Origin of the sequence: uncultured Flavonifractor sp. (genome assembly GCF_944383115.1) — a bacterium.
In the GTDB taxonomy this organism is placed as follows: Bacteria; Bacillota; Clostridia; order Oscillospirales; family Oscillospiraceae; genus Flavonifractor.
The window spans coordinates 1-15,710 of sequence record NZ_CALWOJ010000046.1 but is presented as its reverse complement, the minus strand read 5'-3'; the positions used below and the strand labels follow the sequence as shown (position 1 = coordinate 15,710).

The 15,710-nt window shown below is 62.3% G+C and carries 16 protein-coding genes; 5 read left to right on the top strand and 11 right to left on the bottom strand.

Annotation, left to right across the window (positions count from 1 at the left end):
* A partial coding sequence (locus Q0K43_RS06560; RefSeq protein WP_297289762.1) for an FHA domain-containing protein occupies window positions 1–1,148 on the bottom strand: 1,148 nt, incomplete at its 3' end.
* Between the two features lie 210 nt (window positions 1,149–1,358).
* Here Q0K43_RS06560 and yedF point away from each other — a divergent pair.
* Window positions 1,359–1,955 (top strand): sulfurtransferase-like selenium metabolism protein YedF, encoded by a 597-nt coding sequence (gene yedF, locus Q0K43_RS06555; RefSeq protein WP_297289761.1) that lies wholly within the window; start codon window positions 1,359–1,361, stop codon window positions 1,953–1,955.
* Window positions 1,955–2,212, top strand: a complete 258-nt coding sequence (locus Q0K43_RS06550) for a DUF3343 domain-containing protein (RefSeq protein ID WP_297289763.1) — start codon at window positions 1,955–1,957, stop codon at window positions 2,210–2,212. The genes yedF and Q0K43_RS06550 overlap by 1 nt, the downstream gene beginning before the upstream one ends.
* A gap of 56 nt (window positions 2,213–2,268) precedes the next feature.
* On the opposite strand, the gene Q0K43_RS06545 is transcribed toward Q0K43_RS06550, so the two are convergent.
* Complete coding sequence (locus Q0K43_RS06545; protein WP_297289760.1) at window positions 2,269–5,940, bottom strand: phosphoribosylformylglycinamidine synthase; 3,672 nt, start codon at window positions 5,938–5,940, stop codon at window positions 2,269–2,271.
* Window positions 5,941–6,276: 336 nt separating this feature from the next.
* On the opposite strand from Q0K43_RS06545, the gene Q0K43_RS06540 reads away from it, so the two are divergent.
* A complete protein-coding gene (locus Q0K43_RS06540; protein ID WP_297289759.1) occupies window positions 6,277–7,029 on the top strand; it encodes a zinc ribbon domain-containing protein in 753 nt (250 codons plus the stop codon).
* Window positions 7,030–7,090: 61 nt separating this feature from the next.
* Here Q0K43_RS06540 and Q0K43_RS06535 read toward each other — a convergent pair whose 3' ends face one another.
* From Q0K43_RS06535 to Q0K43_RS06500, 8 genes are all read right to left on the bottom strand, one after another.
* Window positions 7,091–7,951, bottom strand: coding sequence for a DUF3298 and DUF4163 domain-containing protein (locus Q0K43_RS06535; protein ID WP_297289758.1), 861 nt, complete (start codon window positions 7,949–7,951; stop codon window positions 7,091–7,093).
* Window positions 7,948–8,436: an RNA polymerase sigma factor gene (locus tag Q0K43_RS06530; RefSeq protein ID WP_297289757.1), complete on the bottom strand. Its 489-nt coding sequence runs from the start codon at window positions 8,434–8,436 to the stop codon at window positions 7,948–7,950. Before Q0K43_RS06530 ends, Q0K43_RS06535 begins: the two co-directional genes overlap by 4 nt.
* A 21-nt stretch (window positions 8,437–8,457) precedes the next feature.
* Complete coding sequence (locus Q0K43_RS06525) at window positions 8,458–9,342, bottom strand: GDSL-type esterase/lipase family protein (RefSeq protein WP_297289756.1); 885 nt, start codon at window positions 9,340–9,342, stop codon at window positions 8,458–8,460.
* A 202-nt stretch (window positions 9,343–9,544) separates the two neighbouring features.
* Window positions 9,545–10,015, bottom strand: coding sequence for a DUF4358 domain-containing protein (locus Q0K43_RS06520; protein WP_297289755.1), 471 nt, complete (start codon window positions 10,013–10,015; stop codon window positions 9,545–9,547).
* Between the two features lie 21 nt (window positions 10,016–10,036).
* A complete protein-coding gene (locus Q0K43_RS06515) occupies window positions 10,037–10,894 on the bottom strand; it encodes a GDSL-type esterase/lipase family protein (protein WP_297289754.1) in 858 nt (285 codons plus the stop codon).
* A gap of 27 nt (window positions 10,895–10,921) precedes the next feature.
* Window positions 10,922–11,617, bottom strand: coding sequence for a YjjG family noncanonical pyrimidine nucleotidase (locus tag Q0K43_RS06510; protein WP_297289753.1), 696 nt, complete (start codon window positions 11,615–11,617; stop codon window positions 10,922–10,924).
* Complete coding sequence (locus Q0K43_RS06505) at window positions 11,614–12,090, bottom strand: threonine/serine exporter family protein (RefSeq protein ID WP_297289752.1); 477 nt, start codon at window positions 12,088–12,090, stop codon at window positions 11,614–11,616. The genes Q0K43_RS06510 and Q0K43_RS06505 overlap by 4 nt, the downstream gene beginning before the upstream one ends.
* Before the next feature lies 1 nt (window position 12,091).
* The gene (locus tag Q0K43_RS06500; protein ID WP_297289751.1) at window positions 12,092–12,865 is read right to left on the bottom strand and encodes a threonine/serine exporter family protein; all 774 of its coding nucleotides are present in this window, start codon (window positions 12,863–12,865) and stop codon (window positions 12,092–12,094) included.
* Between the two features lie 194 nt (window positions 12,866–13,059).
* Here Q0K43_RS06500 and Q0K43_RS06495 point away from each other — a divergent pair, with 194 nt between their 5' ends.
* Window positions 13,060–13,722 (top strand): TetR/AcrR family transcriptional regulator, encoded by a 663-nt coding sequence (locus Q0K43_RS06495; RefSeq protein WP_297289750.1) that lies wholly within the window; start codon window positions 13,060–13,062, stop codon window positions 13,720–13,722.
* Window positions 13,723–13,741: 19 nt separating this feature from the next.
* A complete protein-coding gene (locus Q0K43_RS06490) occupies window positions 13,742–14,386 on the top strand; it encodes a sugar O-acetyltransferase (protein WP_297289749.1) in 645 nt (214 codons plus the stop codon).
* A 44-nt stretch (window positions 14,387–14,430) separates the two neighbouring features.
* Here the strand turns inward: Q0K43_RS06490 and Q0K43_RS06485 are convergent.
* On the bottom strand, window positions 14,431–15,710 hold a 1,280-nt coding region (locus Q0K43_RS06485; protein WP_297289748.1), incomplete at its 5' end, for an LTA synthase family protein.

Below are 15,710 nucleotides of genomic sequence, written 5' to 3'. Positions count from 1 at the left end.
CAGTCGCCGGAGCGGAGGTAGGCGATGACCAGGAAAGTGACGAAGAAGATGGCGGCGGTACCGAAGTCGCTCATGTAGGCCAGGCAGGCCAGGGATACGCCAGTGAGCAGGATGAACAAGCCCAGGTTCCGCTTGCGGAAGAGCCGCTCCAGGGTGGCGGCTCCGGCAAAGATATAGCAGATCTTGGCAATCTCCGAGGGCTGCACGCTGACGCCGCCGATGGTAATCCAGTTGGCCGCGCCGTACTTGGGATTGGCCAGCCCCAGCTTGTAGAGTACCACCGTCAGGCTGAGGAAGCCGATGGCCGCCCCCGCCATGAGCCAGCGGATCTTCTTGGCCCGGTCCAGATCCCGGAGGAACACACCCAGGATGAGGAAGAGGATCAGCCCCAGCACCACGCAGAGAAACTGCTTGAACAGGGCCCCCGTGTTGGAGGAGCAGGTGACGGACAGGGACAGGGTGGACAGGAAAAAGGCGATGGTCTCCATCTCAAAGCCCACCCGCCGCATGGCCCGCAGCACCAGGAAGTAGAGCCACATCACTCCGGTCAGGCACAGGAAGGTGAAGGGGATCATGGGGGAGGCACCGGGCCCCTCGCTGATGATGAGTTGGATGGCGGTCAGCACCTGGAACACCGTCAACAGCACCAGGCCCAGCCAGGGGGATACGGGGCGGGACCGGCGGCGGTTGCTGCGCCGCTTGGCCTTTTCCTCGGGGGAGAGGGGAAGCAGCACCGTCTCCACCCCGCCCACCGCCAGTACGTCGCCGTACTGGACGGGGGTGGCCTCATGGACCGGCTTGCCGTTGACGGTGACGCCGCCTTTTGAATTGAGGTCGTAGGCGGTCCAGGTGTCGTCCTCACTGCGGATGAGGGCGGCGTGCTGCCGGGATACCACCGGGTAGTTGAGTACCACGTCGCAGCTGTTCCCCCGGCCCAGGATGTTTTCCCAGTGGGTGAGGGGCTGGTTGGCCCCGTTGGGCAGGGTGAGATAGGCCCATACCTCGGGCAGGCAGGGCACCGTCAGCAGGGAGCGGATGGTGCGGATCAAAATGAGCAGCGCCAGCACGGGAAAGACAAAGCGCACAATGGAAGTGAACCAGGCGCACAGCATCTGGTTTTCCGCCAGCCAGCCGGTGAGCGCGTCCATACCGCCCACCTCCTTTCGCGTTGGAAACATGCAAAGACCCGATCAGGCCTTCGATTGTCTCAGTATACCACATCTTCCTCCGCTGAAAAAGCGCAAGGGCGGTCATAAACGGGATTTTAAAGAATTTTTCACATTTTCCACCGGTTTTCCACCACTTGCGGAGGCGGGGTTCCGGCGGTATAATGGGGAAAAACGCAGGAGGAAGATACCATGTCTTATCTTGTAGACGCCAAGGGCAAGCCCTGTCCCACCCCTGTGATCATGGCCAAGAAGGCCATGGCGGAAGGCCATGATACCTTTACCGTGCTGGTGGACAACCCCACCGCCGTGGAAAATTTGAAGCGCCTGGCGGACAGCCAGGGCTTTGCAGTAGCCGTCCGAGAGGAGGGCGGTACCTACGCCCTGGACTTTGCCAAGGGGGAGGGATGCTCCGCCTGTGAGGAGGCCGTCAATTCTCCCCTGCCCACCGGAGGGGACTGGGCGGTATTCGTGGGCCGGGACATCATCGGCGACGGGGATCGGGAACTGGGGACCAACCTGATGCGGATGTTCTTCTACACCCTGGCCCAGGGGGAGGACAAGCCGGGGGCGGTGCTGTTCATGAACGCCGGCGTCAAGCTGCCCACCCTGGACGAGCAGGTGGCCGACCACCTGAAAGTCCTCAACGATGCCGGCACGGAGATCCTGGTGTGCGGCACCTGCCTCAACTTCTACGGCCTCACCGATCAGCTGAAGGTGGGCGCCGTCAGCAATATGTATGACATCGTCACCCGGATGCAGAAAGCAGGTAAGGTGATCTCCCTGTGATGGACTACGGGGTCATCACCTTTACCTCCACCTATGGGGCCATTTATGCCCAAAAAGTGCTGAAAGAGGTGGCTCCCGTCCAGGTGATGCCGGTGCTGCGGGAGATCTCCCTGGGCTGCGGCATCGCCGTCCGGTTTCAGCCGGAGGACCTGGAGGAGATGCGCGCCGCCCTGGCCGCCTCCACGTTGAAAGAGGGGGAGTACGCCTTCTACGCTATAACGGGCAGCGGAAAGGACCTGACCGCCCAGCCCCTGTAAGCCGCAAGATACAAAAGCAGCCCCCCGCCGACGGCGGGGGGCTGCTGCTATGTTGTTTACTTGAAGTATTCCGCGCCGCTCTCAAAGAGGGGCTGATACTTGTTGCCCGGGATGTTAAGGGCAACGTAGTCGCCCCGCCGCTCGGAGTGGCCCATCTTGCCGAACACCCGGCCGTCGGGGGAGAAGATGCCCTCGATGGCGTACAGGGAGCCGTTGGGGTTCACGTCGATGTCCATGGAGGGCACCCCGCTCTGGTCCACATACTGGGTAGCCACCTGGCCGCCCGCAATGAGCTGGTCCAGCACATTCTGGGGTGCCACGAAGCGGCCCTCGCCGTGGGAGATGGGGATGGCGTGGAGGTCGCCCACGCTGGATTTCAGCATCCAGGGGGAGTTGACGGAGGCCACCCGGGTGGTGACGTACCGGCTCTGGTGGCGGCCGATCAGGTTGTAGGTCAGGGTGGGGCAGTTCTCGTCCATGTCCCGGATCTCACCATAGGGCACCAGGCCCAGCTTGACCAGGGCCTGGAAGCCGTTGCAGATGCCCAGCATCAGGCCGTCCCGGTTCTTCAGCAGGTCGTGGACCGCGTCAGTGATAGCGGGATTGCGGAAGAAGGAGCAGATGAACTTGGCGGAGCCGTCGGGCTCGTCACCGCCGGAGAAGCCGCCGGGGATAAAGACGATCTGGGCGCGGCGGATGGCGCCCTCCAGCGCCGCGGTGGACTGGAGCAGATCGTCGGCGGTCAGGTTGCGGATGTTTATCGTCTCGGCGTCCATGCCCGCCCGCAGGCAGGCCCGGACGGAGTCATACTCGCAGTTGGTGCCGGGGAACACGGGGATAACCACCCGGGGCCGGGCAATCTTGGACTTGCACACGGCGGGGGAGCGCTCTGCCCAGGAAATGGCCTCCACCGGGGCGGCCTTGCCGGCACGGGTGGGGTACACGTCCTCCAGCACGCTCTCGTTGAGGGAGAGCAGCTCGTCAATGGGGGCGGAATCGCCGTTGACGTTGATGACGGCCTCAGCGGTGGTGTGGCCGATGAGCAGGCCGCAGTCGCATTCCTCAGTGAGCTGGGCCACGATGGCGCCGGGCATGGGGGTATCCCAGTCCAGATCGGTGTCCACAGAGTTAAAGCCGATGGCGTTGCCGAAGGCCATGTTCATGACGGCCTCGCCCAGGCCATTCTCCACAGCCCAGGCGGCCTCCACCTTGCCCGCCTGATGGAGGGCGTACAGAGTATTCCAGGCGGACTTGCTGTCCTCAGAGGCGAAGAGGTACACCGGCTTGCCTGCCGTTTTGAACTCGGGGGAGAGTACCTCCCCGGCCTTCACCGGGGCGATGGCGAAGGAGATGAGGGTGGGGGGCACGTCCAGGTCCAGGAAGGAGCCGGACATGGAGTCCTTGCCGCCGATAGCGGCGCACCCCAGCTCCAGCTGGGCGTCCAGCGCGCCCAGCAGAGCGGTGAAGGGCTTGCCCCACCGCTGAGGCTCGGTGCGCAGCTTCTCAAAGAACTCCTGGAGGGTCAGGTAGGCCTTCTCATAGTCGGCCCCCGCCGCCACCAGCTTGGCCACCGAGGTGTACACCGCACTGTGGGCGCCGGCGTAGGGGTTGGCGGACAGCTGGTCGGGGTCGCAGCCCCAGGCCATCACGCTGGCCTGGTTGGTCTCCTGGTTGGGCTCCACGGGGAAGAGGGCGGCCATGGCCTGAGCGGGGGTGCGCTGGCTCTTGCCGCCGAAGGGCATGAGCACGCTGCCCGCGCCGATGGAGCCGTCAAACCGCTCGGTGAGGCCCCGGCGGGAGGCGGATTTCAGGCTGGCGGCCATCTCCCGCAGAGTGCGGAACTTCTTGTCGCTCTGGAGCGGAGCGGCCTGCTCCGCCACCTGGACGGCGGCGTGCTTCACCGCGCCGTTGGTGTTGAGGAAGGCACGGGACAGGTCGGCCACTTTTTGGCCCCGCCAGGTCATGACCATGCGGGGGGATTCGGTGACCACGGCCACCTGGTAGGCCTCCAGGTTTTCGCTGGCGGCAAAGTTCATCAGGGTCTGGGCGTCCTCAGGGGTCACCACCACGGCCATACGCTCCTGGGACTCGGAGATGGCCAGCTCGGTGCCGTCCAGGCCGTCGTACTTCTTGCGGACGGCGTCCAGGTCGATGGCCAAACCGTCGGCCAGCTCGCCGATGGCCACCGACACGCCGCCGGCGCCGAAGTCGTTGCACCGCTTGATAAGGCGGGTGACGTTGGGGTTGCGGAAGAGCCGCTGGAGCTTGCGCTCCTCGGGGGCGTTGCCCTTCTGCACCTCGGAGGCCATGGTGTCCAGGGAGGACAGGTTGTGGCTCTTGGAGGAGCCGGTGGCGCCGCCGATGCCGTCCCGGCCGGTGCGGCCGCCCAGCAGGATGACCACGTCGCCGGGGGCGGGGGTCTCCCGACGGACATGATCGGCGGGGGCGGCCCCCACCACCGCGCCGCACTCCAGGTGCTTGGCGATGTAGCCCTCGTGGTACAGCTCGGCCACATGGCCGGTGGCCAGGCCGATCTGGTTGCCGTAGGAGGAATAGCCGGCGGCAGCGGTCTGGGCGATCTTGCGCTGGGGCAGCTTGCCCTCCAGAGTCTCGTTCACCGGCACGGTAGGATCGCCGCAGCCGGTGAGGCGCATGGCCTGGTGGACATACACCCGGCCGGACAGGGGGTCCCGGATGCAGCCGCCGATGCAGGTGGCGGCGCCGCCGAAGGGCTCGATCTCGGTGGGGTGGTTGTGGGTCTCGTTCTTGAACATCAGGAGCCAGTCCTGCTCATTGCCGTCCACCGTGGCGGGGACGTGGATGGAGCAGGCGTTGATCTCCTCGCTCTGGTCCAGCTCGGGCAGCAGGCCCCGCTTCTTCAGGGTCTTGGCGCCGATGGTGGCCATGTCCATCAGGGTCTGGGGCCGCTGGGCAGCCTTCTCCTCACCGTACACCTCCACACGGGCGGCCAGATAGCGGTCGTAGGCCGCCTTGACGGCGGGATCGTTGATGTCCACGCGGTCCAGATGGGTGGAGAAGGTGGTGTGGCGGCAGTGGTCGGACCAGTAGGTGTCCACCACCCGCACCTCGGTGAGGGTAGGATCCCGCTTTTCCTCGTCCTTAAAATAGGTCTGGAGGAAGGTCAGGTCCGCCAGATCCATGGCCAGGCCGTACTGGTTGAGCAGGGCCTCCAGGCCCGCCTGATCCAGGGCGGTGAAGCCCTCCAGCACCGGCACGTCAGCGGGTTCGGGGTACTGCTGGATCAAAGTCTCAGGCTTGTCCAGGGCAGCCTCCCGGCTCTCCACCGGGTTGATGAGATAACCCTTGGCGCGGGCCAGGTCGTCCTGGGACAGATCACCGGCCAGTACATAGACGGTGGCAGCCCGGACGGTGGGCCGTTCGCCGCCGGTGAGCATCTGGATGCACTGGGCGCAGGAGTCGGCCCGCTGGTCGTACTGGCCCGGCAGGGCCTCCACCGCCAGCAGGGCGCCCTCGGTCTCCGGCATGGTCTCGTCCCACAGCCGGTCTACCTGAGGCTCGGACAGGATGGTGGTGCGGGCGGCCTCATAGGCGCTTTGCTCCACACCCTCCACGTCGTAGCGGCGGATGACCCGCACGCCGGTGAGGCCGCTCAGCCCCAGGGTGCCCTTCAGCTCCCCCAGCAGATGGCCGGCCTCCACGTCGAACCCCGGCTTTTTTTCCACAAAACAGCGAAATACCTTCCCCATAATGACCTCCCTGAATACCCGCCAATGGGGAGACCCCCATCCTGCCCGGCGGGCTGCGTACAAATAGCCCGGTCAGCGCCTTTTTGGTCTGCCGGGAATGTCTCTTTCATAACTATAGCACGGAGGGCCGGCCTGCGGCAATAGGGAATCGGTCGGACAAAAAGACGGATAGAAACAATTTATCCGCCATTGATTTACTTTTTTCTGCTGATGTGGTATAATTCAGGAAACCGAAGCTCTGCTTGCGCAGGGCCGGCGCTCTCCCCCTCTTCTGAGGCGGAGGATCAGATCCCCGCGGCGTCAGCGTACGCCGCCAGAGGTAAGGAGTGTTGTGTTATGTTTTGCCCCAAGTGTGGAAAAGAACTGCCTGACGGTTCTGCATTCTGCAGTTCCTGCGGCACCAATGTGAGTACGATGGGCGGGCCTGCTGCGGCGCCCAAGCAGCCCTCTGCGGCCGGCGCGGCGTTCAGCGGTCTGGGCGGCTTTTTGAAGGCCTACTTTACCGCCCCTGTTCAGGCCACCCGGAATACCCTGGCCAAACGGGACCTGGCTACCCCCCTGATCCTGCTGGGTGTTCAGCTTATTGCCGCCATCCTGATGGCCCTGGGCCCCTGCGCCAAGATCAGCATGATGACCCACGGCTATATGTCCATTCCCTTCACCAGCTGGTTCTTCGGCGGCCTGCTGGGCGACGCCCTGGCTGCTGCGATCTTTATGGGCCTGCTCTTTGCCGGGGCCAAGATCCTCAAGTCCAACTGTTCCTTCCTGGACGTGGTGATCGCCAACGGCTGCCACTCGGTGTTCGTCACCATCATGATGCTGGTCACCTTCCTGTTCTTCCTGATCTCCTATGAGCTGGGCACGGTACTGACCATTGTTACCCTGATCCTGTGGGTGGCCCTGGGCGTGTCCTCCTTCCAGCTGATCACCCCTGAGATGGAGTCCGGCAAGTCCTGGCTGCTCTATCTGGGCGCTGTGGCCATTACCGCCATTGTGGTGTGGTTTATTGTGAGCATGCTCATGATGAACGGCCTGATGACCGCGGTGGGCTACGGCCTGGGCAGCAGCTACCTCGGTGGACTGCTGTAAAAAGTACATGAAAAAGACCGGGCCTGCTGCCACTGGCAGCAGGCCCGGTCTTTTGTTGTACTCAGGAATTCTCCGGCAGAGGGATGGGAAATTCCTGCTCTCCCATATAGCCGGGGGCGATCTCATATTTCTCGAAGAATACCACCGGGGTGCCGTCGGCGTCCAGATAGAATCGCTGATCATCGGCAATGGACTCAAAACCCCCCTCCCCCTGGAGGAAGTAGATATTGTCCGGGTCCTCGCTGCGCCGGGCAATTTCCGCGGAAATAACGGAATTGGCAATTTCTTTGTAATCAGAGCCTAAAATATCACGCAGAGTGATCTCACGTCCGGCTTGCAGGTCAATGTTATAGGTGTAGTGTTCGGTATAGGCGCTGGCCAGAGTTTCGGTCTTGGTGATCACAAAGGAGAGATAGCGGTCGTTCTGGCACTTGATCTCATAGTCCACGCTGATGATGATGGGCATAAAGTCGTCGGGGTCGCCGCCGGTGGCCACATAGGCCTCCTTGGTGTCACGGGCCCGGTCCTCCGCCTCCTGGAGAACCTGGTCGATGCGGGTGGAGATCTCGGTATTGATCCGCTGTTCCAGATCGGTGTCGCCGGCCAGGTCCAGAGCAGGCAGGCGCACGTCGATGAGATGGTCCCGATCCTCCACCGTGTATTGAGATACGGTAAATACCCGGGCCAGATCGCCCAGCACCGGTACGTTGGCCACGGCCTGGGCAAAGGTGGGGCTGGCGTTGACCAGCAACACAAAACAGGCGCAGGCGGCCAGAGAGGCGGACAGGCTCCGCCGCAGCCCGCGGTACCGCCGTCGTTTCCGTTCCCCGGCCCGAAGGGCGGAGGCTACGGCGAATTCCAGTTCCTGGGGGGTATCGGCCTGGCGATACTGTTGTCGGGCCTGTTCCCATAGTTCGTTCATGTGGTTACCTCCTCCCCCGCGAGGTCCCGCAGCTTGCGCAGACTTTTGTACAGGCGGGATTTCACGGTGTTCAGATTGGTTCCGGTGATCCGGGCGATCTCCTCCAGTTTCATATCTTCAAAAAAGCGCAGACGGATAATGGCCTGTTCCTTGGGGTCCAGCCGGTCGATGGCGGCGTACAGGTCCAGCCGCTCCGCCGGGTCGCCGGCGGGGGCGGGCCCGTCGGCCACCGACTCCTCCAGAGGGACCAGCCGCTTGCTGCGCCGGTAGTGGTTCATACTCTCATTGAGCAGGATGCGGTAAAACCAGGTTTTCATATACTCCGGTTGGCGGAGGGAATCCGACTTGGACAGGGCGCGGACGATGCTCTCCTGGACCACATCCAGGGCGGCGTCCCGATTTTTGACATAGCTGAACGCCAGGCGGTAGAAATCCTCCTGGTGGGCGATGATATACTCGTTCAGCTGCCGGATGTTGTTGTCCAAAGCCGGGGTACACTCCTTTGCTTACTGCCCCGCCGCCTGCGCCGCCTGATAGGCCTCAGGGGTCACGGTGTGGCACATGAGATATTCCAGCCATTTCTTATACCACTCCTTGGTATAGTGGACCCCGTCCACCGTGGCCTCGGCGGGCAGGATGCCGTTTTCGTCGCTGAGGGCGGTCTTCACGTCCACCAGGGCCACCTGGCACTCCTCCGCCAGCTGGGGGAAAACGGCGTTGAAATCGGCCACCCGATCATTGTTGACGTAGGAGGGCTGCTTTTTCTTGGCGCAGATCTCCGGATTGACGGGCACCAGGTTTTGCAGGTAAATAATGGCGTCGGGCTGGGCGGCCTTGACCTCCTCCAGGAAGGATTTGAAAGCCTTGTGGAAGCTGTCGGTACCGGGGTAGCCCAGCTCGTTGACCCCCAGGGAAATGTAGATCTTCTTATACTGGGGGCCTTTTTTCAGCGCCTCCACCACGGTATATTTGCCGCCGTTCATCTCCACCACCTGCCGCTTGGACATGTCGAAGATGTTCAGACCTTTGTAGCAGTAGAAGTCGGCGCCTTTGATGCCGCTGTAGATCTGCAGCCCGTCGGTGCGGGAGTCGCCGATAAACAGGGCGTCGGAAAAGTAGTCCATCTCCACCGGCTCGGATTCGGGCACCGGTTGGGTGAAGTCAAAGACTGCCGCCGGAGAGGCCGCGGGGGTGGGAGTGGGAGTGGGCTCCGCAGCCGGGGATTCCGAGGGGGCGGCGGAGGGTTCCGTCACAGGTGAGGAAGGGCTTGTTTTCGGCTGGACGGAGGGCGTGACACCGGCGGCGGCCGGAGGCGTGTTTTTACCTGCGGAGGGGATAAGCAGCAGGCACACGCACACGACGGCGGCGGCAATGAGCAGGGGCAGAGTCACACCTGGCCCCCTTCCGCTTTTTTTCATGCGTTTGGGATGATAGGATTGGGACAATGAAGACACCTCGTTTTTCATGGAGACTGACCCCAGCCGGCTTTTACTTGGGTAACTCTTAGACGATCCGGGCCAGTAAAAAGTTGAAGTCCCGCAGATTTTATTTTGATAAAAAAACGCCGGGGTTACCCGGCGTTTTGGGTGGGGCTTAGTTCAAGCCGTCCAGCACGCTGCGGGCAGCGTCGGCGTCGGCGGCCACCACCAGCAGGGCGGTGTTGCCGGCCTGCTCCACGATGGCGTGGTTGAGTTTGTCCACCTCGCCGGGCATGTAGCTCTCCAGGGCGGTGATCTGGTCGCTTACCCGCTTGTCCAGGGCCTCCTTGGCGGTTTTGGCGGCTGCCTCGTCGGTGAGGGTAAGCACGGCGATCTCCTCCGCGCCCATGGACAAAGAAGCATACACCGCGCAGTCGGTAATGGTGGCGGCGTCGATGCCGTACATGGCGGCAGCGGTGTCCTTATCCAGGGTGTCCAGAGTGTCGGTAAAGGCGTCGGACTCCAGCAGGGCCTTGGCGGTAGCGGCGGGATCGTAGCTCTTGGCGCTTCCCCCGCCCCCACAGGCGGAAAGGCACAGGCAAAGGGCCAGCATGCCGGGAACAAGTCTGGTCAACAGCTTTTTCATGGTTCTCTTTCTCCTTCCATATCATCCCTGGGCCGCCCGATAGGACTGAGGGGTTACCGTGTGGTCCATCAGGTAGGCCAGCCATGTTTCATACAGTGGACGTTTGAAGTGGACTCCGTCGATGGTGGCGTCCTCGGGCAGCCCGCCGTCTTCGGCCAGCGCGCTGTAGATATCCAGCAGCGCCACCTGGTGTTCCCGGGCCAGCCGGGCAAACATCTGGTTGAAAACGGCCACCCGGGTATTGTTGACGCAGGAGGGCTGGCCGTACTCGGCGCATCTGTCCTCATCCACCGGGGCCAGGTTCTGCAGATAGATCACCGCATCGGGCTGGAGGGATTTTATCTCCTCTAAAAAGACGCCGAAGGTGGACAAATAGTTTTCTTCATTGTAGTAGCCCAGCTCGTTCATGCCAAAGGATATGTAGATCTTGCCGAACTGGGGTCCCTTCTCCAGGGCCTCCATAATGGAGCAGTCCTCTCCGTCCACGGTAACCAGACCGGGATTGTTCACTCCAAACACGGTCAGGCCGGTGTAGTCGTAGAACGTGGCGCCCTTCACGCCGCTGTACAGCTCCAGCCCCTGGGTGCGGGAGTCGCCAATAAACAGGGCGTCGGAAAAGTAGTCCATATCCACCGTCTCTGACTGGGGCACGGAGCTGGTAAAGTCGAAGGGCGTGGGTGTGGGTGTGGGCGTGGGTGTGGCGACGGGGGTGACGGCAGCGGTGGGCGGCGGGTCGGCCCCCTCCGCGGGAACGCGGCTCAAAACGGGGACCATCACCAGGGTCACTCCTATGACTACCTCCGCCAGCAGCAGCGGCAGGCGTCTGCGCCTGGAGGGCGGGGTAGGTTGAGTCAGCTGACTGTAAAGCGAGCGGGACAAGAAAAAGCACCTCGATTAAACGGGAAATCAGGAAAAACCCAATACCAGGGGGGGCAGCTCGGCCAGCCGGGCAATCTCCCAGGTGGGGCATATAGTCCCGGTATGGGGCAGGCGGCGGGGGTTGTACCAGGCGGTATCCAACCCCAGGGCGGCGGCGCCCCCGATATCGGTGGTCAGGTTATCCCCCACCATCAGGGCCCGGCGGGGATTGGTGACGGCCAGGGCGTCCAGCACCGGGCGGAAGAAGGCGGGACTGGGCTTGGAGGCCCCCACTTCCTCCGAAATAAACAGATGGGGGATCAGTCCTGCCAGAGGGGAACGGTCGAACCGGCCCCGCTGGGCCCGGGCCACGCCGTTGGTGAGGATGGCCAGGGTACAGTGCTGTCCCAGTGCGCGGCACATCTTCTCCGCGCCGGGCAGCAGAAAGGGCTGTTCCCCCAGTTTGTCCAGGTAGGTGCGGTTGAGTGCCTGGGGATCAGCCTCCACCCCCAATTCCCGGGTCAGCCGGGCAAACCGCTCCACCACCAGCCATTCCCGGGTGGCTTCCCCCCGATCCAGCATGGCCCACAGGCCGCTGTTGATGGACACATAGCGGGCCTCGGTCTCCGGGGTGCAGGGGATGGAGAAGGCCTCCAGAGCCAGCCGGAGGGCCTCATGCTCGGCGCGGTCAAAGTCGAAGAGGGTATTGTCCGCGTCAAAAAGGACAAAATCGTAGCGTTTCATGGGCGCTTTCCTCCCGGAAGGCGGTGATGGCCGTTCTGGTAGTTGGTGACCAGCCGGGCCAGGGATGCCACCAGCAGCACGCCCACCGCCAATGCGCCCGCCAGGCCCAGGGTGTGGAGCAAAGACTCCAGGAACAGGGCGGTCTCCCCACTCATGGCGTGTTCCATGGTGTAGTAGATGCCACCGCCAGGCACCAGGGGGAAGAGAGCCACCAGCAGATAGCTGGTCACCGGGCACCGGCGCAGCCGGGCCATGATCTCCGACCAGGCGGAGATGACCAGAGCGGCCAGAAAGGACTGGGTGATGTCGCTGTGGACCAGGGGCGCGGCCAGCAGGTAGACCAGCCAGCCCAGAGCCCCGCCGCCGGCACAGATGAGCATACCGGCGGCCCCGTGGATATTGAACAGCAGGGAAAAGCCGATGCAGGCCAAAAAGGCGTAGATACAGGGCAGATAGTAGGTAAACTGTTCCATGTCAGCCTCCGATCAGCAGATGGATCAGGCCCAGGGCCAGGGCGGTACCCAGGGCGATGGCCGCCCCGATGAGCAGGGCCTCGGCGGCCTTGCTGATGCCCGCCACCATGTCCCCGGCCATAATGTCCCGCATGGCGTTGGTAAAGGCGATGCCGGGCACCAGGGCCATAAGGGCGCCGATGATGATGCTGTCCGGGTTCTGGCCGATGCCGGCGGCGGTGAGGGCCAAAGCCGCGAAAGCGGAGACCGCCGCGCCGGCAATGGTCTTGAAGAAGAGGTTGGCGCCCAGACGGGAGGTGAGGGCCAGACACAGACCGATGACCATGCCGCACAGGCCGCCGCACAGGCCGTCCCATACCGATCCTCCGTAGAACAGGGAGAACATGCCGCAGCCCAAAAAGTGGGCCAGCAGCTGCACGGGCAGGGAGTAGACCTTGTGAGTGCGTTCGATGTCGGAGATCTGGGCCAAAGCCTCCTGAAAAGGCGGGGTTTCCCGGCACAGGTGGCGGCACAGATCGTTATACCGCTCCAGCAGGTAGATATCGGTGCCGTGGCTGGGCATCCGGCGGATCTGGGTCATGGGCTCCCCCTGGGGGGAGGTGAGACTGACGATGATACAATTGGGGATGGCAAAGACCTCCCCCCGCTCCGCACCATAGGCCTGGAGCAGGCGGCTGATGGACTCCTCCACCCGGTAGATCTCCGCGCCGCTGAGCATCAGCCGGAACCCCATCTCGCTGACCAGTTCCAGCAATTGGCTATAATCCGGCTTCAACGGGGAGACCTCCTTTCTTCCATAAAACAGGTTGTCGTGATTGACACCAGTTTACAGCTTATCACATTTCCGACGGGATATCCATACCTTTCTCAGAAATATTGCGGCCCCCTGAAAAAGGGAAGTATTGAATGTAAAAATGGAATTTGGTACAATGATAGCCAGGAAAATCATATGGAAAGAGAGATGGTCCTATGCCGCCCAGGGAAAAGACTCCCGCCGAAAAAGCGGCGGAAAAAGCCCGTATTCTGGACGCCGCGCTGGATATTCTGGCAGCCGATGGGTATGACGGGCTGACCATGCGCAGGCTGGGGCAGAAGATTGGTGCCTCAGCCACCAAGATCTACTTATATTTTGTCAACAAGGACGAGGTCTATTTGGCGGTCATAAGCGAAGGCTATCGCCAGTTGTGCGCCAGCCTGGAGGACGCTATGGCCCGGGCGGACACTGCGGAGGGGCGGTTTGACGCCTTTTTGCGCATGTATTTGCAATTTGCCTGGGATCATCCAACCTTTTATGAGGTCATGGTCCTTAAACAGATCCCCATGCAGGCCGATTACGCCGGCACACCCATGGAAAGATCCGCCCGGCGAAAGTATGAGGCCGGAATGGAGATCTTCCGTCTCACCCGGCAGGCCATGGAGGACTATTTGCGGGAAAAGGGATATGTATTCCCCTTGTCAAGGGATGTGGCGGCGTTCTCCATCATTGTATTCCTCAACGGCCTGCTCAACGCCTACTTCAACAAACTGGCACAGACCGCATTTTCCGACCTGGATCAGCTGCTTGACGAGTGTATCCGGCTGTTGAAAAACGCATTCCGCAACGCCTCCCTGCCGGGGGCGTCGGTATCATGACAAGTTGAGTGAGGCAAATATGACGGAAGAAGAGAAAATTTTTGCCGGATACATGTTCGATCCCCGGCGGCAGGAGCTGAAGGATCTGAAGCACAAGGCCCATGAGGCCTGCCGGAAATACAATTCCATGGACGAATACGACCCTGACCGGGGGGAAGTGATCCGGGCCATTCTGGGGGGCGCGGGTAAAGTGTGCTACTTTCAGGGCCCGATTCAGTTCAATTACGGCTGCCACACCCATATTGGAGAGAACTTTTTCGCCAACTTCAATCTGACGGTGATGGACGACGCTCCGGTGTACATTGGCGACAACGTATGTTTCGGGCCCAACGTATCCCTCATGGCCACCAACCATCCCCTCCCCGCCCAGGAGCGTACCGGCCTGGACGGGCAGGGCCGCACCACCATGGCGGAGTTTGCCCGCCCCATCCGTATTGGCAGCGGGGTATGGCTGGCCTGCAACGTGGTGGTACTGGACGGCGTCACCATCGGGGACGGGGCGGTGATCGGCGCGGGCAGCGTGGTCACCAAGGACATCCCCGCCGGCTGGCTGGCCTACGGCAACCCCTGCCGCCCCATCCGCCCCATTACCGCCGCGGACAGTAAGCGGGAACTGATTTTGGAAGAGGATCTGGAACACTTTGCCTGGAATCTTAACACATAAAAAACGCGCGCCGTATCTTACGGCGCGCGTTTTTTGCGGGCGGATCAGGGATCAAACGCGGCGCTTCGCCGGCCGCCGCCCCCGAACAAATTGTTGTATTGTACCCGCTGGTAATCCGCAATAAGAGCGGCGTAGTCGTTGGTCTCCAGGTGGCTGTGGGCCTGCCCTGCCGTGTCCGTATAGCCCACGAAGGTGAGGGCGGGCAGCTGCTGCTGGAGCTGCCACAGATAGCCGTCGTACACCGTGCCCCCGATGCCGGCGTACCGCAGCAGGTAGAGGCTCAGGAAGTTGAGGCTGGTCACCTCCGGACCCTCCTCCGGCAGGGGGTAGTTGGCCCAGATCACAAAGGGGGTCTCATACTTGCCCATATACTGATTCATGTTCATCTGGTCCTGGGTGACCCCGTAGGCTTTGTCCAGGAAGCCCTGTTCCACCGAGGGCTGATGGTCGCCGAACATGAGGATGATGGTGGGTTCCTCCTGGTTCTGGAAATATTCCACCAGGGTGCGGAAGGCCTGGTCGCTCTTGTTGGCCAGGGTGAGGTACTGCTCCGCCTGAGGGTACTTGCCCGGCTCGTCGGTGAGGGTGACCTGGGCCGGATAATCTTTCGCGGTATAGCTGCCGTGGTTCTGAATGGTGACGTTGAACAGGAAGAGGGGCGTACCAGGCTGCTTGTGTTCAAATTCCCAGATGATCTGCTCAAAGTCCGACTGGTCGCTGACATAGCCGTGTTCCATGGCCTGGGCCACGTCCATGTCGTCCACGCACTTGAACTGGTCGAAGCCCAGCCTGGGATAGGCCTGATCCCGCTGCCAGGAGGTGCGTCCGCCGGGGTGGAAGGCCAGAGTCTGGTAACCCCGTGCCTTGAGCAGGGCGGGCAGAGAGGCGGTGGGGCCCAGCACATACTGCTGGTAGGGAATGCTGCCCGAGGGCAGGAAGGCCATGGAGTTGCCGGTGAGGAACTCAAACTCGCTGGCGCTGGTACCCGCGCCGAACACCGAGGTGTAGGCGTGGCCGAAGATGGCGTTGTCCAGGGAACGGATGTAGTCGGTGACGCTTTCGCTGAGCTGCAGGTTGCCGTAGGACTCAAAATCAGCCCAGGACTCGTTCATAATGGCGATGATGTTGGGATTCTGCACCGACACCGCTGCCGGTTCCAGGGGCTCCACCCCCTCCAAAATGGCGTCCACCGTCTCCGGAGCGTAGCCCTCCGGCTCCTCCACCTCCAGAAACTCGGTGTTGCGGAGAAAGACGGCCAGGCAGCCGCCGGTGCGGTAGGCCCCCGCCTGATCCCACACGTCGGTCTTGACCCCCAGCTTCTCCA